This window comes from Streptomyces sp. NBC_01410 (assembly GCF_045040195.1).
Lineage (GTDB): Bacteria > Actinomycetota > Actinomycetes > Streptomycetales > Streptomycetaceae > Streptomyces.
The window spans coordinates 1484310-1507166 of record NZ_CP109530.1; the positions used below are offsets into that span (position 1 = coordinate 1484310).

A 22857-nucleotide genomic window follows, 5' to 3' on the forward strand; every position below is an offset into this window, starting at 1 on the left:
ACGGGTCAAGGCGCCCCGCATCCTCATCTGCTCGCCACCACCGCCCAGTTGGCGTGGGAGGAGCTGAGCGCGCGCCGGGCCGCGCACCAAGGCGTGGGCCGCGTCCGGGCGTTGAGCGGGAGACGGTGGCGTGCGCCTCCATGGGCGCCGTCCGGCCCGCCCCGCGAGGGGGCGGGCGCCCGGTGCGGGCGCTGACAGGGGCTGCGAGATTCCCGCCGATCAGGGGACGCTAGGCTTCCTGAGACCTGGCGCATGATCGGGAACGCTACGCGCCGTCAGACCGTGATCATTTCTTGGGTGGCGTAGTTTTCGATGTCTTGGTTCGAATCATTCATCCTCGGGCTCGTCCAGGGACTGACCGAGTTCCTGCCGATCTCCTCCAGTGCGCATCTGCGGCTCACCGCCGCATTCGCCGGCTGGGAGGACCCGGGCGCCGCCTTCACCGCGATCACCCAGATCGGCACCGAGACGGCCGTTCTCATCTACTTCCGCAAGGACATCGCTCGTATCGTCTCCGCCTGGTCCCGTTCCCTGACGAACAAGGAGCTGCGCAGTGACCACGACGCCCAGATGGGCTGGCTGGTCATCGTGGGCTCGATCCCGATCGGCGTGCTCGGCGTCACGTTCAAGGACCAGATCGAGGGCCCGTTCCGGGATCTGCGGCTGATCGCCACCACCCTGATCGTGATGGGCATAGTCCTCGGCATCGCCGACCGTCTTGCAGCCCGTGACGAGCAGGGCGGCAAGCACCGGGCCATCAAGCAGCGCAAGACGCTGAAGGAGCTGGGTGTCAAGGACGGTCTGATCTACGGTGCCTGCCAGGCGATGGCCCTGATTCCGGGCGTCTCGCGCTCGGGCGCGACCATCAGCGGCGGTCTGCTGATGGGCTACACGCGTGAGGCGGCGGCTCGCTACTCGTTCCTGCTGGCCATCCCGGCCGTGCTGGCCTCGGGCGCCTTCGAGCTGAAGGACGCGAGCGAGGGCGGGCATGTGGACTGGCCGCAGACCTTCTTCGCGACGATCATCGCTTTCGCCGTGGGCTACGCGGTGATCGCCTGGTTCATGAAGTTCATCACTACGAAGAGCTTCATGCCCTTCGTGATCTACCGCATTCTGCTGGGAATCCTGCTGTTCATCCTGGTCGGAACGGATGCGCTGAGCCCGCACGCGGGTGAGTCGGGCGGCTGAGGCGCGTTGACGCGGGACTGACGGCTGTCGTACCCAGGCCTTAGCCTGTCTGCATGTCCCCCTTGTCCCGCGAGTCAGAAACCGCGTTGTCCGCCGCCGAGCTCAATGCCCGGATCCGAGAGCTGTGGGCAGACGGCGAGCTGCCCGACGACCGGCGCCCGGAGTACGAGGCACTGGTGGTGGAGTGGGCCGCGGCCGCGCTCGGGGACGTGCAGCACGCCGCCTGAGCGCGGGGCGGGCAGGCCGGGAGCGCTCGGCGTGATCGCGGGCTCGGCTAGCCTGAGTGCCACAATGAATCGTTTGACCACGTCATGGGGCGGCTTCGAGCTCGCCCGCTTCCCCGAGGACCCCCGCGACACGCTCCGCGCCTGGGACGCCGCCGACGAGTACCTTCTGGGGCAGCTCAAGGGGATCGACGACACCGCGCCCACGGATCTGACCGGCACGCTGGCCGTCGTCGGGGACCGCTGGGGCGCCCTCTCCACCTCGCTCGCCGCCCACCGGCCCGTACAGATCACGGACTCCTTCCTCGGCCAGGAGGCGACCCGGGCGAATCTGGCCCGCAACGGCATCGACGTGGACGCGGTACGCCTCCGGTCGGTCAGGGACCTGCCGCCGGAGCGTATCGACGTACTGCTGATCCGGGTGCCCAAGAGCCTCGCGCTGCTGGAGGACCAGCTGCACCGCCTCGCGCCGGCCGTGCACGCGGACACGGTTGTCATAGGCGCCGGGATGGTCAGCGAGATCCACACCTCGACGCTGAAGCTGTTCGAGCGGATCCTCGGTCCGACCAGGACCTCGCTCGCGGTGAAGAAGGCGCGGCTCATCTTCTGTACGCCCGACCCCAGACTCGCCCGCACCCCGAGTCCCTGGCCGCTGCGCTATGCGCTGCCCGACGACGTGGGCGTGCTCGCGGGCCGGACCGTCACCAATCACGCGGGCATCTTCTGCGCCGAGCGCCTCGACATCGGCACCCGTTTCTTTCTGCGGAGCCTGCCGGAGCGGCACGGTCCGAAGCGGGTCGTCGACCTGGGCTGTGGCAACGGCGTGGTGGGCACGGCGGCCGCGCTGGCCAATCCGGCGGCTTCGGTGACCTTCATCGACGAGTCGTTCTCGGCGGTCGCCTCGGCCGAGGCGACGTACCGCGAGAACGTCCCGTCGGACATGAAGGCGGAGTTCCTGGTGGGCGACGGTCTGTCGGGTGTGCCGGACGCGTCCGTCGATCTGGTGCTGAACAATCCGCCGTTCCACTCGCACCGGGCGACGACGGACACGGCCGCCCGCCGGATGTTCGGCGAGTCGCGCCGCGCCCTGCGGCCCGGGGGCGAGCTCTGGGTCGTCGGAAACCGCCATCTCGGCTATCACCTGAGACTGCGCCGCCTCTTCGGGAACTGCGAAGTCGTCGCCGGCGACCCGAAGTTCGTGGTGCTGCGGGCCGTCAGGCAATAGCCGCCGGGCTCAGCGGCCGAGGCCGTCGGCGCCGTCCTGCCACTCGGCGTAGGGAACACGGGAGATCTCGCGTACGCCTCCGAGCGTGGCCCATTCGTCCTTGCCGAGCCGGGTGAGCGGCGCCAGCTTCGTCACCTCGGGGTGCCCGCCCGCCATCACTTCCTTGCTGACGACGGCATGGACGACGCGGCCGAAGACGACCGTCGAGTCGCCGAGTCGTACGGTGCTGTGCAGTTCGCATTCGAGGGCCACCGGGGAGGCCGCGACGCGCGGAGGCTTGACGCGCAGGCTCGTCTCGCGGGCGATGCCCACCGCGTCGAACTCGCTGATGCCACGCGGAAAGTCGGTGGCGGTGGCGTTGATCTGCTCGAAGAGCGGCTCGGGTGCGAAGTTGACCACGAAGGCCCCGGTGTCCTCGATATTGCGCAGCGAGTCCTTGCGGCCGACCGAGGTGAACTGCACGACGGGCGGAGCCACGCACGAGATCGTGAAGAACGAGTGCGGGGCGAGATTGTCCGTACCGTCGGCCGATGTTGTCGAGACCCAGGCGATGGGCCTGGGGACGACGGTGGCGGTCAGCAGCCGGTAGAAGGTGTCGCGGTCGCACTGTGCCGGGTCGTAGTCGATGCGCATGGGGGAAGTATGGCGCCTGACGCCGAACTGGCGCAGATCGACCGTTTGCTGAACAAGAGCGGGTGAAGAGCAGGTGACTGGCGTGCACAGCTCTTGGCCTTGGGCCCTTACTGCCCGAAACTGACCCGATGACGCAGCGCGTGGATCTCGCGACCGTGATGGACCGGCTGACCATCGATGAATTGATCACCAGTTATGCGGTGGCGGTGGACGACGGCGACTGGGATGCCTACCGCGCCCTGTTCACCCCCGAGGGGCGCGCGGACTACCGCGGCTCGGGCGGGATCGAGGGTCCCGCCGCCGAGGTCGCCGACTGGCTGGCAGAGACGATGCGCCTCTTTCCGGTACGCCAGCACCTCATCGTCAACCGGCGGCTGCACATCCAGGACCTGGGCGGCTATCCGGGCGACCGGGCCGAGCTTCAGGCCGACTATGTGAACCCGATGCGTCTGGAGTCGGGGGACGACTTCGTCTCCGGCGGCCGGTACACCTTCGGCCTGCTGCGTACGGACGCGGGCTGGCGGCTGCGCACGGTGGTGATCCACGAGAAGTGGAGGCGGGCTCCGGACGCCCCCGGCGGCTCCTGACCGACCTGGGCGCACTGTTCTTGCAGGTCCTGCTCGCGCACACTGGAGACGACACCGCTCGCGGTCGCCGCGAGGCGGACGAGGAGGCGCGGTATGCGGATTCCGGTCGGCCGGCCTGGCTTGGGCCGCGCGCGAGAGCTCGCGGCGTCTGGGCGCTGGCGGGCCGTCGCCGCGGTGGCCGCCGGTGCGCTGCCCGCGCTGGCCTTTCCCGAACCCTCGCTGTGGTGGTTCGCGTATGTCGCGCTGGTGCCGTGGATGCTGCTGGTCCGGGACGCGCCGACGGGCCGCCGGGCCGCGGTCGAGGGCTGGCTGGGCGGCATCGGCTTCATGATCGCCGTGCATCACTGGCTGATCCCGAGCCTGCATGTGTTCATCGTGCTGATCGCCGCGCTGCTGGGGCTGCTGTGGGCGCCCTGGGGGTGGCTGGTGTGGTCGCTGCTGTCCGGGAGGCGCCCGAGGCCTGCCAGAGCCGTCGCCGCTCTGGCGGTGGTGCCCTCGGGCTGGCTGATGATCGAACTGGTCAGGTCGTGGGAGGGATTGGGCGGTCCCTGGGGCTTGCTGGGGGCGAGCCAGTGGCAGGTCTCCCCCGCCCTGCGGCTCGCCTCGGTGGGTGGCGTCTGGCTGGTGAGCCTGCTCGTGGTCGCGGTGAACACCGCAGTCACCGTGCTGATCGCGGTGCCGCACGCCCGGACGGCCGCGGTGGGCGGCGGTGTCATCTGTGCGCTCACCACGACCGCGGTGTGGCTCTGGCTTCCGCAGCCGGAGCCTTCGGGGCGGGCCCGTATCGCTGTCGTACAGCCGGGCGTCGTCGACGGAAGCGAGAGCGTCGAGCGGCGCTTCGCCCGCAGTGAGGAGCTGACCCGCCAACTGGCCGGTCAGGACATCGATCTGGTGGTCTGGGGCGAGAGCAGCGTCGGCGCGGATCTGCGCGAGCGCCCGGATCTGGCGGCCCGTATCGCGGTGCTCTCGCGCGCGGTCGGCGCGGATCTGCTGGTCAATGTGGACGCCCGGAGCCAGGACGGCGCCGGGCGGGCGGGGATCTTCAAGAGTTCGGTCCTGGTGGGCCCGCAGGGTCCGACCGGTGATCGCTACGCCAAGATGCGGCTCGTCCCCTTCGGTGAGTACATACCGGCGCGCGAGCTGCTGGGCTGGGCGACCTCCGTGGGCAAGGCGGCCGGCGAGGACCGGCTGCGCGGTAGCCGTCCGGTGGTGATGGTGCTGCCCGGCGAGGGTACGGGCGGACTGCGTCTGGGGCCGCTGGTCTGCTTCGAGTCGGCGTTCCCCGACATGGGCAGGAGGCTGACCAGGGACGGGGCGCAGCTGCTGATCGCCCAGTCGGCGACCTCGTCGTTCCAGGGGAGCTGGGCGCCCGAGCAGCACGCCTCGCTGGCGGCGCTGCGGGCGGCCGAGAGCGGCCGGCCGATGGTGCACGCCACGCTCACCGGGGTCAGCGCGGTGTACGGACCCGACGGCAGCCGGGTCGGCCGCCTGCTCGGTACGGACAGCAGTACCGCCGCCGTCTACGACGTCCCGCGGGCCCGCGGCACCACCCCGTTCGTCAGGTTCGGCGAGTGGCCGGTCTACGGAGCACTGGCGGTCCTCGCCGCGCTCTGCGCCGCCGAGGGTGTGCGCTCGCTCAGGAAACCTGCTCCAGGGCTCGCAGCACCACCTGTTCGCACAGCTGATGAGTCCGCAGCGCGTCCTGTGCGCTGAGGAGCTTCCCGGCCCGTACGGCGTCGATGAAGGCCAGCACCGACTGCTCGATACCGCGCTGGCGGGCGACGGGCATCCAGTCGCCCCGGCGCCGTACGCTCGGCTGCCCCTTGTGGTCGACGACCTCCGCGAGATTGCGGACCTCGCGCTTGGTGTCCTGGCCCGACACCTCGAGGATCTCCTCGGTGGAGCCGCTCATCCGGTTCATCGTCCCGATGGCGGTGAAGCCTTCGCCGGACAGCTGCAGCACGACATGGTGCATCAGGCCGTCGACGATCCGGGCCCGTACATCGGTGTGGTCGATCGGCCCGGGGGCCAGAAAGCGCAGGGTGTCGACGACATGGATGAAGTCGTCGAGTACGAGGGTGCGCGGATCCTCGGCGAGGCCGACGCGGTTCTTCTGCATCAGGATCAGCTCGCGCGGGTGCTCCAGGCACTGGGCGTAGCCGGGCGCGAGACGGCGGTTGAAGCCGACTGCCAGGCTGGTGCCACGTGCCTCGCCGAGGGCCACCAGCCGCTCGGAGTCGGCCAGTTCGTACGCGAGCGGCTTGTCGACGTACGTCGCCACACCCGCTTCCAGCAGCCGCGTCACGATCTCGGCGTGCACGGACGTCGGCGCGTGGACGAAAGCGGCGTCGAGCCCCTGGGCGAGCAGCGAGTCGAGGTCGGTGTGGCGGCGCCCGGCCGGGATGTGATGGGTCTCGGCGATCCGCGCGAGGGTGGCGGGGGTCCGGGTCTGAAGATGCAGTTCGACCCCGGGCAGCGTGGTGAGCACGGGCAGGTAGGCCTTCCGCGCGATGTCGCCGAGCCCGATGCAGCCGACCTTCACAGGGGCCTCCCTTGGCGCTGTGCCGGTTGTCCTTCGTTGCGTCGCGTGCTCCGGCAGCATACGTGCGCTGCGGGGACCCGAGCCGCTGCGCGGAGTGCTCGGCGAACAAGGCCTGGCGGCAGGTGGGTCCGTGCTCCAGGATGATCGGCATGACGACACCTGAGCGCACCGAACCGGCCACCGCCGCAGATGAACGCACCATGCTGGACGGCTGGCTCGACTACCACCGGGCCACGCTGGAACAGAAATGCGCGGGGCTCGACGACGAGCAGCTGCGCACGGCGTCGGCACCACCCTCCACGCTCTCCCTGCTCGGCCTGGTGCGGCACATGGCCGAGGTCGAGCGGCACTGGTTCCCGGTGGTCATGGCCGGCGAGGAGCCCGCGCCGATCTACTACTCCAAGGACGACCCCGACGGCGACTTCAATGTCACCGAGGCCGACACCTGGGCCGAGGGGTACGCCACCTGGCAGGCCGAGATCGCGGGAGCCAGGCAGGCCGTCGCGGGACGATCGCTGGACGAGCTCTCGGTGAGGAAGAACCGCCGCACCGGAGAGCTGTTCAATCTGCGCTGGATCTATACGCACATGATCGAGGAGTACGCGCGGCACAACGGCCATGCCGACCTTCTCCGTGAGCGGATCGACGGCGCGACCGGCGAGTGACCGACGGCTTCCGTCGTCACCCTTGTGGGCCATTGTCCGCTCGTACGACGGTGAATGCGTGCCGCGCACAGCAGAGTTGGGCAGGTGCACCGAACGAGAACAACCGTCCTGGCCGGGATGGCCGCCTTCGCCCTGTCCGGCTGCGTCGTCCTGACCGGATGTGTGGCCGTGGAGCCGCGGCCCGCGCCCGCACCACCGCTGCCCCCGTCGCCGGGGAGCGGCCGTCGGGCCCAGGTCGTGGAGCCGCAGCGTGTGCAGGACCCGGCGCGGGAGGCCCTTGCGCCCCCGGCGGCCGAGAAGACCACGCCGCCCGCTGCCATCGAGGACGCACCGCGCGAGCCGTCGGGACCGAGACCCGCCGAGCCGGGCACCTCGGGCCCGGCCTCCCGGCCGCGCGAAATGCCCGCGCGCCCTGCACGGCCCACAAAGCCCGCGGCGCCGGTGCCCGTCGAAGTCCCCGCCGGCATCTGTGCGCTGAGCGAGGACTACGGCCGCTGGCGCCCCGGCAGCACCGAAGCCCGGATCTGCCGGGAGGTCTACGGGAACTAGGGCCTGTCGTTCGGATCTTGCCGGGCTCGCGTGCCCTGGCACGCACTCCCCCGTAGCCCTTCGGGCACGGGAGGTGCCCCCATGCCGCGTTGCGCCAGTCGCCGACGCTCCGCGTCGGCTCCATCCTCCGCCTTGCGATCGCACGCACCAGACCCCGCTCACTGATCCGGCCTGATCCAAACGACAGGCCCTGGCCTCACTCCCCCCGCAGCCGCCCCTCCAGCCGCTCGATCGCGGCCCTGACGCCGTTGCCGTATCCGTCGTCCCCCAGGGCGTCCGTCGCCGTGCGAGCCCGGTCGAGATGGACCCGCGCGGCCTCGGGGCGCTGGAGCTTCACATAGTCCGCGGCGAGGTTGAGGTGGAGCGAGGGGTAGAAGGCACGCACCTCGACCGCCGCCTCGTGCCGGGCCGGCCGCTCCTCGCTCAGCCCGTCCGCCGCGGCCAGCGCCCGCAGATCCCAGGCGAGCTCGTCACCGGGGTCGTCCTGGGTGTCCGCCATGTAGTGCGCCAGGGTGCAGCGGTGCAGGGCATCGCCGGCCTCGCCGATCTCCGACCAGAGGGCGCCGAAGCGATTGCGCGCCTCCTCGCGGTCTCCGCCGTGAAGCAGCATGATCGCCTGCCCGATCCGGGTCACGACGGCGTCCCCCGACGCCTCCGGCTGCTCCGTCACTGCGGCCTCCCACGTCCGTGCGGCGATTGCGCGAAATGCTACGATTCACGGATCACGACGCTAGCCGCCGCCCGTGACAATGCCGCACAGGCTCGGGCACAGGCCCGTGCCTGTCAGCCGGGTGCGCGAACGCTCAGCCCAAGTTCGGGATCCGCCAGTCGATGGGCTCGTGGCCCTGGGCGGCGACCGCCTCGTTGATCTGCGTGAAGGGGCGCGAGCCGAAGAACTTCTTCGCGGACAGGGGCGAGGGGTGGGCACCCTTCACCACCACATGCCGCGTCTCGTCGATCAGGGGCAGCTTCTTCTGCGCGTAGGCGCCCCAGAGCACGAACACCGCGGGGTCGGGCCGCGAGGCCACGGCGCTGATCACCGCGTCCGTCACCTTCTCCCACCCCTTGCCCTTGTGGGAGTTGGCCTCGCCCGACCGCACCGTCAGCACGGCGTTGAGCAGCAGGACACCCTGCTCGGCCCACGGCATCAGATAGCCGTTGTCCGGGACGGGGTGGCCCAGCTCCGCCTGCATCTCCTTGTAGATGTTCCGCAGGGAGGGCGGGGTCCTGACGCCCGGCCGCACGGAGAAGCAGAGGCCGTGCCCCTGCCCCTCTCCGTGGTACGGGTCCTGGCCGAGAATCAGGACCTTGACGCGGTCGTACGGTGTCGCGTCGAGGGCGGCGAAGACCTCCTCGCGCGGCGGATAGACCGGCCCCCTGGCCCGCTCCTCCTCGACGAACTCGGTGAGCTCCTTGAAGTAGGGCTTCTGCAGCTCGTCGCCGAGGACGCCGCGCCAGGACTCGGGCAGCATGTCGGTGTCGGTCACGTCAACAACCTCCGGGATGGGACCAGTTCTCGAGAAAAGAACCTACCGGGGGCCACTGACAACGGGGTCTGCCGGCGGTCTACCAGCTGGCCTTGCGGTACAGCTGCCACATCTGCATGAACGTCTGCGGGTTGATCGCGAGTTCGCCGCCGCCGATCTCCTCGCTGGAGGCGACGAACATCTTGCCCTGCCACAGGGGCAGCAGCCGTACGTCGTCGCCGAAGATCTCCTGTGCCCGCTCGAACTGGTCAGTGACCGCGCCGCGGTCGCTCTCGCGCCGGGACGCGGGCAGCAGCTGGTCGGTGATCTCGGGGCTCTCGTACGGCATGCTGAGCGCGTTGTTCTTGCCGACGAACGGGGCCACAAAGTTGTCCGGGTCCGGGAAGTCGGGGAACCAGCCGCGTCCGAAGACGGGGTACTCGCCGGCCTGGTAGGCCTTCCTGAAGTCCTTCTCCGGCTTGCCCTCCACCGTGATCTTGAACAGGCCGGTGGCGTCGAGCTGCCGCTTGAGCTCGTCGAACTCGGCCTTGGAGGCGGAGCCGTAACGGTCGGAGGAGTACCCGAACATCAGCGGCACCGGCTTGGTGATACCGGCGTCCTTGAGGATGGCCCGCGCCTTGTCCACGTCCGGCTCGCCATAGCGGTCGAAGAACTCGGTGGTGTGGCCGGAAATGCCCTTGGGGACCATGGAGTACAGCGGCTCGGCCGTGCCCTGGTAGACCTTGCCGACCAGCGCGCCGCGGTCGACGACCTGAGCGATCGCACGGCGTACGGCGAGCTTGCCCGCCATGGGGTCCTTGGAGTTGAAGACGAGGTAACGGATGTCGGCGCCGACCGTCTCGACGAGCTGGAGGCCGTCGTACTCCGGCTGCTTCGACTGAAGCTTGACGACCTCCTGCGCGGTGAGACCGCGGTAGATCGTGTCGATCTTCTTCTTCTTGAGCTCTCCGACCATCACGTCGGAGTCCTGGAAGTAGCGGATGGTGACGGCTTCGTTCTTGAGCTTCGCGAACCCCTCGTACTTGGAGTTCTTGGTCAGCTCGGCCCGTTCGCCCTTCTTGTACGAACTCAGGACGTACGGCCCCGAACCTGTCAGCCCGCCGTCCTCGCGGAGCTCGTCCGCCGGGTACTCCTTGGGCGGGACGACAGCCATGGCGGGCGTGGCCAGGATGAACGGGAAGGTGGCGTCAGGCGTCTTGAGGCTGAACCTCACGATGCGGTCCCCGGCGGCCTCGACCTTGTCGAGCGAGCCGAGCAGACCGTTGGGGCCACCCTTCGCGTCGATCTTCCGGATCCGCTCGATGGAGTACTTGACCGCCGCGGCGTCGAGCTTGTCGCCGTTGGAGAACGTAAGGCCGGGCTTCAGCTCGCACTCGAAGAGCTTGTTGCTGGCATCGGTGAAGCGGCAGGATTTCGCGGCGTCCGGCTGCGGTGCTGCGCTGCCCGACGGGAAGCTCACCAGCGTCTGGAAGACATTACTCAGCAGTTCCCATGAGCCGTCCCAGGCTGCGGCCGGATCGAGGGTGGTGGGCTCACTCATCGTACCGACCGTAATCTTCTGCTCGCGCTCGGTGCTCTCACCCGAAAACAGGCTGCATCCGGCCAGCAGAGATATGGACGCTAGGGCTGCAGTGGCCTGCAGGCAGGTCCGGTAGAACACGTGCACGCTCCTCGTTCAGCCATGGGTCGGCCGACCATACCGCAGCGCCCTGCCGGGTCAATCTGATGGCCCGGCAGGGCACTTGACACATTCAGGAACAAAAGGGTCCAGGGGGCTCAGTGCACCCCGGCATTGAGGAAGATACCCCCGTCGACGACCAGCGTCTGCCCCGTGATCCAGTCGGATTGGTCAGAAGTCAAAAAAGCCGCCGCTCCGCCGATGTCCTCGGGCACACCGAGGCGCGCGAGCGGGTAGCCCGCGGCCGCCTCTTCCTCCCTGCCCTCGTACAGGGCCTGGGCGAACTTGGTCTTGACCACGGCCGGTGCGATCGCGTTGACCCGGACACCCGGCGCGAACTCGTGCGCCAGTTGCAGGGTCAGGTTGATCATCGCCGCCTTGCTCATGCCGTAGGAACCGATGAAGGGCGAGGGAGCGAGACCGGCGACGGACGCGATGTTCACGATCGCACCGCCGTTCTCCTTCTGCCAGGCCTTCCAGGTCTGCTGGGCGAAGCCGAGCGCCGAGATCACGTTGGTCTCGTACACCTTGCGCGCCACGTTCAGATCGAGCTCGGCCATCGGCGAGTAGACCGGGTTCGTCCCGGCGTTGTTGATCAGGAAGTCGACGCGGCCGAAGGCCTCCATGACGCGCTCCACGGCGGCCGCCTGGTGGGCCTCGTCGTGGGCCTTGCCCGCGATGGCGATCACCCGGTCGGCGCCGAGCTTCTCCACGGCCTCCTTGAGCGCGTCCTCACCACGGCCGGTGATGCACACCCGGTCGCCGCGGGCGACGAGCGCCTCGGCGACGCCGTAGCCGATGCCACGGCTCGCGCCGGTGATCAGCGCGACCTTTCCGCTGTCCTGTACCTCTGCGGTCATGTCCGTCGTCTCCCGATTCAGTTGAGCGGTCCGCCGGCCACGTACATGACCTGGCCGGAGACAAAGCCGGCCTCGTCGCCCGTGAAGAAGGCGATGGCGTTGGCGATGTCCTCGGGGAACCCGACGCGCGCGACCGGGATCTGGGTGGCGGCAGCGGCCTGGAACTCCTCGAAGCCCATGCCGACGCGGGCGGCCGTCTGGGCCGTCATCTCGGTGACGATAAAGCCGGGGGCGACGGCGTTCGCGGTGATACCGAACTTGCCGAGCTCCTTGGCGAGGGTCTTGGTGAAGCCCTGCAGACCGGCCTTGACGGCGGAGTAGTTGGCCTGGCCGCGGTTGCCCAGCGCCGAGCTGGAGGAGAGCGAGACGATACGTCCGAATCCGGCGTCCACCATGTACTTCTGGCAGGCCTTGGCCATCAGGAACGCGCCCTTGAGGTGCACGTTCATCACGGTGTCCCAGTCGGACTCGCTCATCTTGAAGAGCAGGTTGTCGCGGAGCACGCCCGCGTTGTTGACAAGGATCGTCGGCGCGCCGAGCTCGGCGGCGACGCGCGCGACGGCGGCCTCCACCTGGGCGCTGTCGGAGACGTCGCAGCCCACGGCGAGGGCCTTGCCGCCGGCCGCGGTGATCTTCTCGACGGTGTCCTTGCAGGCCGCCTCGTCGAGGTCGAGTACGGCTACGGCGCGGCCCTCGGCCGCCAGTCGTACCGCGGTGGCTGCGCCAATACCGCGCGCAGCCCCGGTCACGACGGCGACGCGCTGCTCGGTGGTGGACATGCTGGTTCTCCTCGCCCTTGGATGCGGCTCATCCGGTACGTCCCACGTCCAGGGATGAGCGACCGCTTAGTACCTTCAGCAGACGTGACGCTAGAAGCCCTGGCACCCGGTGTCAACGGCCCACCGGGTGCGCCCCGTCACTCACGGAATCACTCACCGGACGAGCAGGTCGAGCAGCCGCTCCACCTCGGCCTGTGGATCGGAGGTCAGTCCCGTGTGCACGGGGCCCGGCTGTACGACGGTCGAGCGCGGCGCGATCAGCCAGCGGAAGCGGCGTCCCGCGTCGTCGCGCGCCGCCTGACCTGCGTCCTCGCCGCCTCGGCAGACGCCCTCGACGGCCCGCAGGGCGGCGCGTACCCCCGTCACGTCGGCACGCGGGTCGAGGGCCTTGAGTTTCCCCTCGTCGAGATACGTACGGGCGGCGACGAAGGACTTGGCACGGCAGTAGACCACCACGCCGGCGTTGAAACACTCACCGCGCTCGACCCGCGGCACCACACGCAGCAGCGCGTACTCGAAGACATCATGCTCGCTGACATCGCGCCCGCTCACTGGCCCGCGTCCTTCGTGCTCTTGGTCGGGTGCGGCCAGGGGGTGAGGTGCTCGGTCAGCCAGCCGGGCGCCTGCGAGGGCCGGGGCTTGGAGGGCGCGCTCAGCGAGATCCGCTCATGGATCGTCGCCGCCCGGGGCATCAGCGCCTCGACATAAGCCCTGCGCAGCGCGTCGGTGGTCCCGAAACCCGGCTCGTCGACCAGCCACTCGTCCGGGACGTCGGCGGCTACCTCGGTCAGCAGCTCCTCGGTGACCAGCGGCGCGAGTTCGGCGGCGGCCGCGGCGATGTCGGGCTCGAAGGGCGCGAGGGCATGGTCGGACGCGTCGTACGGTTTGGCCGCCGAGACCGCGGCGCCCGGCCAGTTGTGGTGCCAGATCATGGTGGCTCCATGGTCGATGAGCCACAGGTCGCCGTGCCACACCAGCATGTTGGGGTTGCGCCAGGAGCGGTCGACATTGTTGATCAGCGCGTCGAACCAGACGACCTTTCCGGCCTCTGCCGCGTCCACCTCGTAGGCGAGCGGGTCGAAGCCGAGCGAACCGGGCAGGAAGTCCATCCCGAGGTTCAGCCCGCCGCTCGCCTTCAGCAGCTCCTGCACCTCCTGATCGGGCTCGCCGAGACCGATGACGGGGTCGAGCTGGATGGTGACCAGCTCGGGGACCCGCAGACCGAGCCGCCTGCCGAGCTGTCCGCAGATGACTTCGGCGACCAGGGTCTTGCGGCCCTGTCCCGCTCCGGTGAACTTCATGACGTACGTACCGAGATCGTCGGCCTCGACGATGCCGGGGAGCGAGCCGCCTTCACGCAGGGGCGTGACATAGCGGGTCGCTGTGACTTCGGAGAGCATTGCCCCACAGTACTTCGGGGCGGGTCGGGTGATCGCTCGGATTTTCGCTTGTGCTGACCTGCGCGGACATGCCAACGATGCCCCATGGCCGAAGACACGCAAGACCTCATGGACGCCCAGGACTTCCCCCGTCAGTACGCCCGGACCCGGCGTTTCTCGCACGGTGTCCCGCGGCACTTCACCGTCTCGCCCGACGGCTCGCGCGTGCTGTTCCTACGCAGCAAAGGCGGCCAGGACCGCGTCAGCAGGCTGTGGCTGTACGCGGACGGACAGGAGCGTGTACTCGCCGACCCCGTCACGCTCGGCGGCGAGACGGATGTGCCGGAGGCGGAGAAGGTCCGGCGGGAGCGCGCCAGGGAGACCTCCTCCGGTGTGGTGTCGTACGCGACCGACAGCGCGGCTCTGATGGTGGTCTTCGCGCTGGGCGGAGAGCTCTGGACCGTACGGACGGACGGCGGCGCCCCGCGCAGAATCGCCACGGCGGGCCCGGCGGTCGATCCGCGTCCCTCGCCGGACGGGGACCGGATCGCGTACGTCTCCGGGGGCGCGCTCCATGTCGTGCGGGCCGACGGCAGCGACGACCGGCTGCTGGCCGCGCCCGAGGGTCCCGAGGTGACCTACGGGCTCTCCGACCATGTGTCGGCCGAGTCGATCCACCGGACACGGGGCCACTGGTGGTCGCCGGAGGGGGACGCGTTGCTGGTCGCCCGGGTGGACACCTCACCGGTGGGGCGCTGGCACATCGCGGACCCGGCGAATCCGGCGAAACCGCCGGTATCGCTGCCGTATCCGGCGGCGGGGACGGCGAATGCGGAGGTGTCGATGCACGTCGTGCGCCTCGAAGGAGAGGCGATGGTGGCGGTCGAGATCCCCGAGGCGGCGGGCGAGCAGCACTACGTCTCGCAGTGGACCGACCCGGCCTTCGAGTACGTCACGGCGGCGGGCTGGGACAGCCACGGCCCGCTGATCTCCGTGCAGACCCGCGACCAGCGCTCGGTGTATGTCCTGGCCGTGGACCCCGCGACCGGGGCGACGCAGGCGCAGCATCGCGCCCGCGATCGAGCATGGGTGGATCTGATGCCGGGCACTCCGGTCCGGCTCCCCTCGGGCACTTGCGTGATCCCCTGGTGCTTCTCGGACACGCACGGGCTGCGGATCGGGGACGCCTTCACCCCGGACGGGCTTGAGGTCCGCGAGGTCGTCGGCACGGTCGGCGAGCGCGTCTTCTTCACCGCGAGCGAGGATCCGACCGAGATCCATGTCTGGTCCCACGCCCCGGATGCGGGCTTCGTCCGCGTCAGCGAGGGACCCGGCGTCCACACCGCCCACGTCGGCGGCGACACCGTTGTCCTGGACAGCGGGACGGACGACGGGCGGACGGTGACCGTGCTGCACGGCGGCAAGCCCGTCGGGCGGATCGCCGTGCTCGCCGAGAAGCCACTGGTCACGCCCCGGCCGGTGTTTCTCACGCTCGGGGAGCGTGAACTGCGCAGCCGGCTCTTCCTGCCGTCGTGGCACGAGCCGGGTTCGGGAAAGCTGCCCTTGCTCCTCAACCCGTACTCCGGAGCCGGCATCCAGCTGGTGGTGCGCGAGCGCGGTTGGTGGTCGGCGGTGTCGCAGTGGTTCGCCGAGCAGGGTTTCGCCGTGCTCGTCACGGACGGCCGCGGCACCCCCGGCCGGGGCCGCGCCTGGGCGAAGGCCATTCAGGGCGACCGGCTGACGCCCGTACTCGAGGACCAGATCGACGCGCTGCACGAGGCGGCCTCGCGCCATCCCGATCTGGACCTGGACGCGGTGGCGATCCGCGGCTGGTCCTACGGCGGCTATCTGGCGGCCGGCGCGGTGCTGCACCATCCGGAGGTCTTTCACGCCGCGGTCGCGGGCGCCGCCCCCACCGACCGCAGGCTCTACGACACACACTGGGAAGAGCGGTTCCTCGGCCACCCGGACGTGCAGCCCGAGAACTACGAACGCAGCTCGCTCGTCCCGTACGCTCACAAGCTGACCCGTCCGCTGCTGCTGGTGCACGGCGTCGCCGACGACAACGTGGTCTTCGCGCACATGCTGCGCTTCTCGGCGGCGCTGCTCGCGGCGGGCCGCCCGCATACGGTTCTGCCGCTCTCGGGGGCCACCCATCTGGTCTCTCACGAGGACCAGGCCGCCCACCTGCTGCTGCTCGAGACGGCCTTTCTGAAGAAATCCTTGAATTCCCCGAGTATCTGAACGTGCCGCGCCGCCCACTCGTACACCATCAAGAACCGGCCGTTGCGCGGGGGCCGGACAGGGACCGTTGAGAGGGAGCCATCATGACCGGATCGCAGGGTTCTGCGCGGAACATGACACGACGTGCCGTCGTCGCCGCGGCGGGCGGGGCCGGTCTCGCCGTCGCGCTGACCGCGTGCGGCAGCTCGGACGACGGCAGTACGTCGGTGGCCGACAAGCCGACGGGCGGGGAGGGCGGGGCGGGCGCCGGGGGCGGCAAGGAGATCGCCAAGATCACGGACATTCCCGAGGGCGGGGGCAAGGTCATCGGCGATGTGGTCGTCACCCAGCCGAAGCCCGGAGAGTTCAAAGCCTTCTCGTCCAAGTGCACCCACGCGGGCTGCGCGGTGAAAGACATCGCGAACGGCACCATCAACTGCCCCTGTCACGGAAGCCAGTTCAGCGCGGAGGACGGCAGCGTCACCAAGGGGCCCGCCACCAAACCGCTGCCCGCGGCCTCGATCACCGTCGACGGCGGCTCGATCAAGATCGCGTAGCGCGCCGGGACCGTTTCCAGCAGGACAGGACGTCGTCCGTCGTGGTGATCGTGGCGACGAGCGCGAGCGTGTTGCGGACCATCGCGGGGATGTAGTCGGCGGGCACCCCCGCGATGGCGTCCTGCGGAACCACCGCCGTATAGCCGAGGTTGACCGCGTCGAAGACGGCGTTGGGGATCGCGACATTCGCCGAGACCCCGGTGACGACGAGCGTGCGGCAGCCGAGATTGCGCAGCAGTGCGTCGACGTCCGTGCCCGCTATCGGTGACAGGCCGTGCAGCCGCCGTACGACGAGATCCTCGTCCGCCACCTCTATCGGAGGTGCGATGCGGACGGCCGTCGTACCGGGGTGCTGCTGGACGGGCAGCCGGGCGGCCGCACGGAACAGCCGGGCGTTGTGGCTCGCGCCGCGCCCGTCGGGACGCCGCTCGGCGACCGCGTGGAGCACCTGCACGCCCGTCTCATGAGCCGCGGCGACCAGCCGGGCGACCCGGTGGAGCGCGCCGGACGACCTGGCCTGCTCGGCGAGTTCGGGCAGCGCGCTGTCCATGCCGACGACACCTTGCTGGCACTCGACGGTGAGCAGCACGGTGGTGGCCGGGTCGAGCTGCTCCGCGAGCTGTTCGATGGACGGCACGGCTTCCCCCTCATACGGCTGGGACTGGGCGCGCGACAGTAACCGCCATTGCGCGAGGGCGGAAGAGCCCCCATGATTTCTGACACATAGTCAGTTACATGGGTCAGCTACGAGGGAGGGGCCGCGCATGGCCGTCACACAGCGCCGGGGCCGTCGCATCATGATGACGCCCGGCGAGCTGGACGAGTTCCTGGCCGGGCAGCACACCTGCCGGGTGGCCACCGTGTCCGCGGACGGCCGTCCACATGTCAGCGCCCTGTGGTTCGCCTGGGACGGGAGCTCGCTGTGGTTGTACTCCCTCACCCGCAGCCGCCGCTGGACCGAACTGCGGGCCGATCCACGGATCGCGGTCGTCATCGACGACGGCGAGGAGTACGGGGAGCTGCGCGGCGTCGAGCTCTCCGGTACGGCCGTCTTCGTGGGCGAGGCGCCGCGCACCGGTGAGCCGTGCCCCGAACTGGACGTACCGGAGAGCCTGTTCGCGCGGAAGAACTTCGGCCTCGACGAGATGCCGCACGACGGCAGGCATGCCTGGCTGCGGCTGACTCCCGACGCGATCGCGTCGTGGGACTTCAGAAAGCTGTCGGGTCTCTGAGCCGCCGGAACTGCTGTCGCGCCGCTCAGCCGGTCAGAGCTGCTGCCGGCCGCCGAGACGCTGTCAGGCCGCCGAGCCGTCCGCGCCCTCCCGGCCGGCCGCCTCGCGCAGCGCCGCGACCGCCGCCCTGATCGACGGCCGGCGGTCGGCGTCCGTCCGCCACACCGCGTAGATGTGCCTGAGCATCCGCTGCCGTACCGGCACCAGCCGCACCCCCTCGGGCACCCAGCCCCGCCCCAGCCTCGGCGTCACGCACACCCCGAGCCCCGCCTCGATGAGCGCCAGCTGGGTGTGGTGCTCCTCCGCCATGTGCCCGATCCGCGGCTCGAAGCCCTTCGAGCGCAGCGTGAACATCAGCCACTCGTAACAGAATTCGCCTTCCGGCCAGGACACCCACTCGTCCTCCGCGAACTCCTCCAGATCCACCTCGCTCCGGTCCGCCAGCGGATGATCCGCGGGCATGGCGACATCGGGGATGTCGTCGAGCAGATGAGCCTGGGCGAGCCCGCCGGGCATCGGCAGTCGCTTGTTGCTCCAGTCGAGGACCACTGCGAGATCGAGGTCGCCCCTGACCACCTCCCTGATCCCCTGCTCGGGCTCCACCTCGCGTGAGCGCACGCGCAGTTCGGGGTGGGCCGAGCGCAGCGCGGTCAAGGCGGCAGGGAAGAGCCCGCGGGCGGCCGTCGGAAACGCCCCGATCCGCACCTCGCCGACGACCTGTCCGCGCTGTGCCTCGATGTCGGACTGGGCGAGCTCGACCTGGGACAGGATGCGCGCGGCATGGTCGGCGAGCAGCTGACCGGCGTCGGTCAGCCGGACTCCGCGTCCGTTCTTCGCCAGCAGTTGCTGGCCCACCTCCCGCTCCAGCTTCGCCATCTGCTGGGAGACGGCAGAGGTCGTCACATGCAGCCCGTCGGCCGCTCCGCTGACCGAGCCGTGGCGGGCCAGCGCGTCCAGGGTTCGCAGGCGCTCCAGATTCAACATATAAGCAATGCTAAGCGAAGGCAGCAAATAATTCTCGCTTGTCCTACGAGATCGGGCACGGGATCGTTGACGCCATGAGCACCGCTGCCCCCTCCAGAACCTCTCCGGCACCCACCCCCACCCCGACCGGCTCCGTACGCAGCCGCGGCCTCGACTGGCGCATCCGGTTCGCGGTGCTCTCCACCGTCTGGGGCTTCAGCTTTCTCCTCATCAAGGTCGGCACCGGCGCGTACGCCCCCTTTCAAGTGACCTTCGGGCGGCTCTTCTTCGGTACGGCGGTGCTGGCCGTCGCAATGGCGGTCCGGCGGGACCGGCTGCCGGGCGGAATCCGCACCTGGATGCACCTGACGGTGGCCGCCTTCCTGCTCAACGCGCTGCCGTTCTCACTCTTCGCCTACTCCGAGCTGACGATCCCCTCGACGCTCGCCGGGATCTGCAACGCCACCTCGCCGCTGTGGGGCATGGCCCTGTCGATGGTCGCCCTCTCCGAGGACCGGCCCACCCGCCGCCGGGTCGCCGGGCTCGGTATCGGCTTCCTCGGCGTACTGACGGTGCTCGGCGCCTGGCAGGGCTTCTCGGGTCTCGACTTCGGCGGCACGGCGATGGCGCTTCTCGCCTCGCTCAGCTATCCGATCGGCTGGATCTATGTCCGCCGCACACTGGCGGGGAGCAGCCACTCCAATCTCTCGCTGACCGGGGCACAGCTGCTGCTCGCGACAATTCAACTCGCCGTCGTCACACCGCTGTTCACCACTCTGCCCACCTCCTTCCCGCTCGTCCCCCTGCTGGCGGTGATCGCGCTCGGCGCGCTGGGAACGGGCTTCGCGCTGCTGCTCCAGTACGGCCTGGTCGCGGAGGTCGGCCCGACGACCGCGCAGATGGTCACGTACTTCATTCCGGTCATCGCGACGGCGGCGGGCGTCGCGGTGCTGGACGAGCAGCTCGGCTGGAACACGCCGGTCGGCGCGCTGATCGTCCTGGCCGGGGCGGCGCTGAGCCAGAGCAGGCCGAAGGCGCGCGCCGCGGCTCAGCCGTAGCTGCGCGCGGGTGCCGATGTGGCCGCCGCGGCGACCGCGTCGGCGACCTGCCCGATCTCGTCCATCGCCAGGCCCGAGACGGTGAGCCGCACGCCGGGCGGCGAGGACATCCGGAAGCGCGCTCCCGGCGCGACCGCCCAGCCCGCGCGCAGCAAACGGGTCACGGCTCCGGTCTCGTCGGGCACAGGCACCCAGACATTCATCCCGCTGCGGCCGTGGGCCTCGATACCGCGCTCGGCGAGAGCCTGGACGAGCGCGTCGCGGCGCTGCCCGTAGGAGCGGGCGACCTCTCGGGGATCCACCGCACCGGACCTCCACAGCTGGACGACCGCACGCTGCAGCAGCCTGCTGACCCAGCCGGGCCCGAGCCCCTGCCGGCCCATCACGCGATCCACGGTGACCGCGTCGCCGGTGAGCACGGCGACGCGAAGATCCGGGCCGTACGCCTTGGCCGTTGAGCGTACGAGCGCCCAGCTGTCCGTCGGCCCCGCGAGGGGGTGCAGCGGCAGATCGACGATGGCGTGCCCGTGGTCGTCCTCGATGAGCAGGGTGTGAGGGAACTGGGAGAGAACCGCGCGCAGTTCACGCGCGCGTTCCTTGCTCACGGCGGCGCCGGTGGGGTTCTGCGCGCGGTCGGTGACGATGAGCGCCCTGGCTCCGCCGGCGAGCGCCTTGCGCACCTCGCCCGGCAGGGGCCCGTCGTCGTCGAGCGCCACCGGCACGGGCTTCAGCCCCAGCGCCGAGACCAGATCCAGCAGGCTTCCCCAGCCGGGGTCCTCGACGGCGACGGCGTCACCGGGCTTGAGGTGGGCGGCGAGTACGCGTTCGATGGCATCCAGCGACCCCGAAGTGACGGCGACCGGCCCGTCGGGCACCCCGTCGGCATCCATCGCGGCACGGGCGAGACGCCCGAACTCCGCGTCGACAGGGGCCTGTCCGTACAAGCCCGGCTCCTGGGCATTGCGCCGGGCCGCGGCGGCCAGCGCCTCGTGCAGCGAAGGCAGCAGCGCGGGGTCCGGGTTCCCCTCGCCGAGGTCCCGCACGCCGGGGGGCGCTTCGACCCCGATGCTCCCGCGGGCGGTGCTGGCCGGGCGGGGCCGCACCCGGCTGCCCTTGCGTCCGGCCGTCTCGATCACCCCGCGCTCGCGCAGGGTCCGGTACGCGGACGCGACGGTGTTCGGGTTGACACCGAGCTCGGTCGCCAACTCCCGCATGGGCGGCAGCAGTTGCCCCGGCTCCAGGTCACCCGTGCCGACCCCGCGCTCGACGCTGGCGGCAATCTCCGATGCGCGGCGCCCTACGATCCGATACTCTCCTAACACAAACGAGATTATGCACTAGTGCAATGGAGAAGGCAATGCCGGACGCATACGAGCCGACCGAACGCACCGTCCCGACGCGCGCCAAGGAGCGCGCGGCGTACGACCGCGAGCAGGTCCACTCGATACTGGACGAGGCGTATGTCTGCCACCTCGGTTTCGTCCGTGACGGCGCGCCGGTCGTTCTGCCGACGCTGTACGCCCGCGTCGACGACCACCTCTACCTCCACGGCTCGACGGGCTCACGCCCCCTCCGTATGGCGGGCGAGCCGGACCCGGGCCTCGCCGTATGCCTGACGGTCACCCATGTCGACGGCCTGGTCCTGGCCCGCTCGGCCTTCCACCACTCGATCAACTACCGCTCGGTCGTCGTCCACGGCACGGCCCACCCGGTCACGGACCCCGACGAGAAGCGCACGGCCCTGGACGCCCTGGTGGACCACGTGGTCCCGGGCCGCTCGCTCGACTCGCGCCCCGCCAACCCGAAGGAACTGGCGGCGACGGCGGTCCTGCGCCTGGACCTGACGGAGGTCTCGGCCAAGCTCCGCACGGGCGGCCCGAACGACGACCCGGAGGACGCGACGCTCCCGTACTGGACGGGTGTGGTGCCCGTGACCACGCGCCAGGGAACCCCGATCCCGGCGGCGGACCTGGACGAGTCGATCGGCGTACCGGCCTACCTGACGCGGAGCTGACCGCACAGCCCGCGGGGCGGGGGCGGCGCCCCCACCCCCGCACCTCCTACCGCCGCCCCACCCGCGTCTCCGCCACCGCCAGCCCAGCCACCGCCGCCAGCAGCAGCGAGGTCCCGGCCACAGTCGCCCCCGTCAGCCGCTCGTCCAGCACGGTCACCGCGATGACCGCCGCGCTCACCGGTTCGAGCAGCATGATCACCGAGACTGTCGCAGCCCGCACCACCGCCGCCCCGGCGAAGTAGAGGGCGTACGCCAGCGCCGTCGGCACCGCCGCCACATAGGCCAGCAGCCAGACCACGCGCCCCAGTTCCTCGGTGTGCGGCAGCAGCCCCTCCCCCAGCGCCATCGGCAGCAGCCCTACCGCTCCGATTGCGAACGCCCAGGCCGTCGTCGACAACGAGTCGCCACCGCCCCCGCCGCGTCCGAGCCACCGCGTCAGCAGGGTGATCGCCGCGTATCCGGCGGCGGAGAGCAGCGCGAGGGCCACACCCACCGGCCGTACCGTCCCGCCCTCGCCGCCGAGCACGAGCACGAACAGGCCGGCCAGCGCCCCCGTGACCGCCATGACACCGCCGCGCCCGAGCCGCTCGCCCATCGTCAGCCGCGCACCCACCGCGATCAGCACGGGACCCGCGCCCAGCGTGACAACCGTGCCGACAGCGAGCCCGGTCGCCTCGACGGCAGCGAAGTAGGCGCTCTGGAAGACGGTGAGGCCGATGCCCGTGGCCACAATTCGCAGCAGCCGACGACGACGCGGTTCACCGGCCGCGGCACGGCGCTCGGCAGCCGTACGCCGCGTACGCAGCGCCAGCGCGCCCAGAAGCAGCACCAAGCCCCCGGCGCAGCGCCAGAACGACAGCGCGAGAGGACCAAGATCGCTCACCTGGAAGACCAGCGAGGCAGCCGCGCCCGCGGTCCCCCAGGCGACCCCGGCGAAGATCAGATAGAGGAGGCTCCGCCCCAGGGGCACAGGAGTGGGCAGCAGCGTCGGCACGGGCACTTGTGCGGGCACGC

Annotated in this window: 25 protein-coding genes; 12 read left to right on the top strand and 13 right to left on the bottom strand. The window is 70.3% G+C overall.

Annotated features, from left to right (window positions below):
* Window positions 1-312: 312 nt before the first annotated feature.
* The 3 genes from OG741_RS06850 to OG741_RS06860 all read left to right on the top strand — a co-directional run bounded on the left by OG741_RS06850 (window position 313) and on the right by OG741_RS06860 (window position 2637).
* Window positions 313-1188 carry an undecaprenyl-diphosphate phosphatase gene (locus OG741_RS06850; RefSeq protein ID WP_405595924.1) on the top strand — a complete coding sequence of 292 codons (876 nt, stop codon included), beginning with the start codon at window positions 313-315 and terminating at the stop codon, window positions 1186-1188.
* A 53-nt stretch (window positions 1189-1241) separates the two neighbouring features.
* Window positions 1242-1415 carry a hypothetical protein gene (locus OG741_RS06855; protein ID WP_266488392.1) on the top strand — a complete coding sequence of 58 codons (174 nt, stop codon included), beginning with the start codon at window positions 1242-1244 and terminating at the stop codon, window positions 1413-1415.
* 64 nt (window positions 1416-1479) lie between these two features.
* The gene (locus OG741_RS06860) at window positions 1480-2637 is read left to right on the top strand and encodes a methyltransferase (RefSeq protein WP_405595925.1); all 1158 of its coding nucleotides are present in this window, start codon (window positions 1480-1482) and stop codon (window positions 2635-2637) included.
* 9 nt (window positions 2638-2646) lie between these two features.
* Here the strand turns inward: OG741_RS06860 and OG741_RS06865 are convergent, their stop codons facing one another.
* Entirely contained in the window at window positions 2647-3270 is a 624-nt protein-coding gene (locus OG741_RS06865; RefSeq protein WP_405595926.1) for a flavin reductase family protein, read from the bottom strand.
* Between the two features lie 128 nt (window positions 3271-3398).
* On the opposite strand from OG741_RS06865, the gene OG741_RS06870 reads away from it, so the two are divergent.
* Together OG741_RS06870 and lnt are read left to right on the top strand one after the other, a co-directional pair.
* Window positions 3399-3857, top strand: a complete 459-nt coding sequence (locus tag OG741_RS06870) for a nuclear transport factor 2 family protein (protein ID WP_405595927.1) — start codon at window positions 3399-3401, stop codon at window positions 3855-3857.
* A 93-nt stretch (window positions 3858-3950) separates the two neighbouring features.
* Window positions 3951-5570 (top strand): apolipoprotein N-acyltransferase, encoded by a 1620-nt coding sequence (gene lnt, locus OG741_RS06875; RefSeq protein ID WP_405595928.1) that lies wholly within the window; start codon window positions 3951-3953, stop codon window positions 5568-5570.
* Here lnt and OG741_RS06880 read toward each other — a convergent pair.
* Window positions 5494-6399 (bottom strand): Gfo/Idh/MocA family protein, encoded by a 906-nt coding sequence (locus tag OG741_RS06880; RefSeq protein WP_405595929.1) that lies wholly within the window; start codon window positions 6397-6399, stop codon window positions 5494-5496. The two genes, lnt and OG741_RS06880, sit on opposite strands and share 77 nt — an antisense overlap.
* Before the next feature lie 149 nt (window positions 6400-6548).
* Here OG741_RS06880 and OG741_RS06885 point away from each other — a divergent pair, with 149 nt between their 5' ends.
* Together OG741_RS06885 and OG741_RS06890 are read left to right on the top strand one after the other, a co-directional pair.
* A complete protein-coding gene (locus OG741_RS06885) occupies window positions 6549-7064 on the top strand; it encodes a DinB family protein (RefSeq protein ID WP_405595930.1) in 516 nt (171 codons plus the stop codon).
* Between the two features lie 84 nt (window positions 7065-7148).
* Window positions 7149-7613 (top strand): hypothetical protein, encoded by a 465-nt coding sequence (locus OG741_RS06890; RefSeq protein ID WP_405595931.1) that lies wholly within the window; start codon window positions 7149-7151, stop codon window positions 7611-7613.
* Between the two features lie 196 nt (window positions 7614-7809).
* Here OG741_RS06890 and OG741_RS06895 read toward each other — a convergent pair whose 3' ends face one another.
* The 7 genes from OG741_RS06895 to OG741_RS06925 form a co-directional block, all read right to left on the bottom strand.
* Entirely contained in the window at window positions 7810-8283 is a 474-nt protein-coding gene (locus OG741_RS06895) for a hypothetical protein (protein WP_405595932.1), read from the bottom strand.
* Between the two features lie 133 nt (window positions 8284-8416).
* Window positions 8417-9100, bottom strand: a complete 684-nt coding sequence (locus OG741_RS06900) for a uracil-DNA glycosylase (RefSeq protein WP_405595933.1) — start codon at window positions 9098-9100, stop codon at window positions 8417-8419.
* Window positions 9101-9179: 79 nt separating this feature from the next.
* The gene (locus OG741_RS06905) at window positions 9180-10760 is read right to left on the bottom strand and encodes an ABC transporter substrate-binding protein (RefSeq protein ID WP_405595934.1); all 1581 of its coding nucleotides are present in this window, start codon (window positions 10758-10760) and stop codon (window positions 9180-9182) included.
* A 116-nt stretch (window positions 10761-10876) separates the two neighbouring features.
* Window positions 10877-11638, bottom strand: coding sequence for an SDR family oxidoreductase (locus OG741_RS06910; protein WP_405595935.1), 762 nt, complete (start codon window positions 11636-11638; stop codon window positions 10877-10879).
* 17 nt (window positions 11639-11655) lie between these two features.
* A complete protein-coding gene (gene fabG / locus OG741_RS06915) occupies window positions 11656-12417 on the bottom strand; it encodes a 3-oxoacyl-ACP reductase FabG (RefSeq protein WP_266488421.1) in 762 nt (253 codons plus the stop codon).
* 153 nt (window positions 12418-12570) lie between these two features.
* Window positions 12571-12969 carry a DUF3037 domain-containing protein gene (locus OG741_RS06920; protein ID WP_405595936.1) on the bottom strand — a complete coding sequence of 133 codons (399 nt, stop codon included), beginning with the start codon at window positions 12967-12969 and terminating at the stop codon, window positions 12571-12573.
* On the bottom strand, window positions 12966-13817 hold the full coding sequence (locus OG741_RS06925) for a HipA family kinase (protein ID WP_405595937.1): 852 nt from the start codon (window positions 13815-13817) through the stop codon (window positions 12966-12968). Before OG741_RS06925 ends, OG741_RS06920 begins: the two co-directional genes overlap by 4 nt.
* An 84-nt stretch (window positions 13818-13901) precedes the next feature.
* Between OG741_RS06925 and OG741_RS06930 the strand changes: the two genes are divergently transcribed.
* Both OG741_RS06930 and OG741_RS06935 read left to right on the top strand, forming a co-directional pair.
* Window positions 13902-16040, top strand: a complete 2139-nt coding sequence (locus OG741_RS06930; protein ID WP_405595938.1) for a prolyl oligopeptidase family serine peptidase — start codon at window positions 13902-13904, stop codon at window positions 16038-16040.
* 83 nt (window positions 16041-16123) lie between these two features.
* The gene (locus OG741_RS06935) at window positions 16124-16576 is read left to right on the top strand and encodes a Rieske (2Fe-2S) protein (protein WP_405595939.1); all 453 of its coding nucleotides are present in this window, start codon (window positions 16124-16126) and stop codon (window positions 16574-16576) included.
* Here OG741_RS06935 and OG741_RS06940 read toward each other — a convergent pair.
* On the bottom strand, window positions 16563-17213 hold the full coding sequence (locus tag OG741_RS06940; RefSeq protein WP_405595940.1) for a cysteine hydrolase: 651 nt from the start codon (window positions 17211-17213) through the stop codon (window positions 16563-16565). The genes OG741_RS06935 and OG741_RS06940 overlap by 14 nt on opposite strands.
* A gap of 127 nt (window positions 17214-17340) precedes the next feature.
* Between OG741_RS06940 and OG741_RS06945 the strand changes: the two genes are divergently transcribed.
* The gene (locus OG741_RS06945; RefSeq protein WP_405595941.1) at window positions 17341-17808 is read left to right on the top strand and encodes a pyridoxamine 5'-phosphate oxidase family protein; all 468 of its coding nucleotides are present in this window, start codon (window positions 17341-17343) and stop codon (window positions 17806-17808) included.
* A 63-nt stretch (window positions 17809-17871) separates the two neighbouring features.
* On the opposite strand, the gene OG741_RS06950 is transcribed toward OG741_RS06945, so the two are convergent.
* Window positions 17872-18792, bottom strand: a complete 921-nt coding sequence (locus OG741_RS06950) for a LysR substrate-binding domain-containing protein (protein WP_405595942.1) — start codon at window positions 18790-18792, stop codon at window positions 17872-17874.
* Between the two features lie 74 nt (window positions 18793-18866).
* Here OG741_RS06950 and OG741_RS06955 point away from each other — a divergent pair, with 74 nt between their 5' ends.
* On the top strand, window positions 18867-19829 hold the full coding sequence (locus OG741_RS06955; RefSeq protein WP_405595943.1) for a DMT family transporter: 963 nt from the start codon (window positions 18867-18869) through the stop codon (window positions 19827-19829).
* Here the strand turns inward: OG741_RS06955 and OG741_RS06960 are convergent.
* A complete protein-coding gene (locus OG741_RS06960; protein ID WP_405595944.1) occupies window positions 19820-21151 on the bottom strand; it encodes an aminotransferase class I/II-fold pyridoxal phosphate-dependent enzyme in 1332 nt (443 codons plus the stop codon). The genes OG741_RS06955 and OG741_RS06960 overlap by 10 nt on opposite strands.
* A gap of 23 nt (window positions 21152-21174) precedes the next feature.
* Here OG741_RS06960 and OG741_RS06965 point away from each other — a divergent pair, with 23 nt between their 5' ends.
* A complete protein-coding gene (locus OG741_RS06965; protein ID WP_405595945.1) occupies window positions 21175-21843 on the top strand; it encodes a pyridoxamine 5'-phosphate oxidase family protein in 669 nt (222 codons plus the stop codon).
* A 46-nt stretch (window positions 21844-21889) separates the two neighbouring features.
* Here OG741_RS06965 and OG741_RS06970 read toward each other — a convergent pair whose 3' ends face one another.
* A complete protein-coding gene (locus OG741_RS06970; protein WP_405605434.1) occupies window positions 21890-22837 on the bottom strand; it encodes a DMT family transporter in 948 nt (315 codons plus the stop codon).
* Window positions 22838-22857 lie beyond the last annotated feature (20 nt).

Excerpts from the sequence above, each read along its gene's own strand:
- OG741_RS06855 (WP_266488392.1), top strand. The coding sequence starts at position 1,242 with ATGTCCCCCTTGTCCCGCGAGTCAGAAACCGCGTTGTCCGCCGCCGAG.
- OG741_RS06950 (WP_405595942.1), bottom strand. The coding sequence starts at position 18,792 with ATGTTGAATCTGGAGCGCCTGCGAACCCTGGACGCGCTGGCCCGCCAC.
- OG741_RS06870 (WP_405595927.1), top strand. The coding sequence starts at position 3,399 with ATGACGCAGCGCGTGGATCTCGCGACCGTGATGGACCGGCTGACCATC.
- OG741_RS06860 (WP_405595925.1), top strand. The coding sequence starts at position 1,480 with ATGAATCGTTTGACCACGTCATGGGGCGGCTTCGAGCTCGCCCGCTTC.
- OG741_RS06945 (WP_405595941.1), top strand. The coding sequence starts at position 17,341 with ATGGCCGTCACACAGCGCCGGGGCCGTCGCATCATGATGACGCCCGGC.
- OG741_RS06865 (WP_405595926.1), bottom strand. The coding sequence starts at position 3,270 with ATGCGCATCGACTACGACCCGGCACAGTGCGACCGCGACACCTTCTAC.
- OG741_RS06935 (WP_405595939.1), top strand. The coding sequence starts at position 16,124 with ATGACCGGATCGCAGGGTTCTGCGCGGAACATGACACGACGTGCCGTC.
- lnt (WP_405595928.1), top strand. The coding sequence starts at position 3,951 with ATGCGGATTCCGGTCGGCCGGCCTGGCTTGGGCCGCGCGCGAGAGCTC.
- OG741_RS06910 (WP_405595935.1), bottom strand. The coding sequence starts at position 11,638 with ATGACCGCAGAGGTACAGGACAGCGGAAAGGTCGCGCTGATCACCGGC.
- OG741_RS06850 (WP_405595924.1), top strand. The coding sequence starts at position 313 with ATGTCTTGGTTCGAATCATTCATCCTCGGGCTCGTCCAGGGACTGACC.
- OG741_RS06930 (WP_405595938.1), top strand. The coding sequence starts at position 13,902 with ATGGCCGAAGACACGCAAGACCTCATGGACGCCCAGGACTTCCCCCGT.
- fabG (WP_266488421.1), bottom strand. The coding sequence starts at position 12,417 with ATGTCCACCACCGAGCAGCGCGTCGCCGTCGTGACCGGGGCTGCGCGC.
- OG741_RS06955 (WP_405595943.1), top strand. The coding sequence starts at position 18,867 with ATGAGCACCGCTGCCCCCTCCAGAACCTCTCCGGCACCCACCCCCACC.
- OG741_RS06925 (WP_405595937.1), bottom strand. The coding sequence starts at position 13,817 with ATGCTCTCCGAAGTCACAGCGACCCGCTATGTCACGCCCCTGCGTGAA.
- OG741_RS06965 (WP_405595945.1), top strand. The coding sequence starts at position 21,175 with ATGGAGAAGGCAATGCCGGACGCATACGAGCCGACCGAACGCACCGTC.
- OG741_RS06885 (WP_405595930.1), top strand. The coding sequence starts at position 6,549 with ATGACGACACCTGAGCGCACCGAACCGGCCACCGCCGCAGATGAACGC.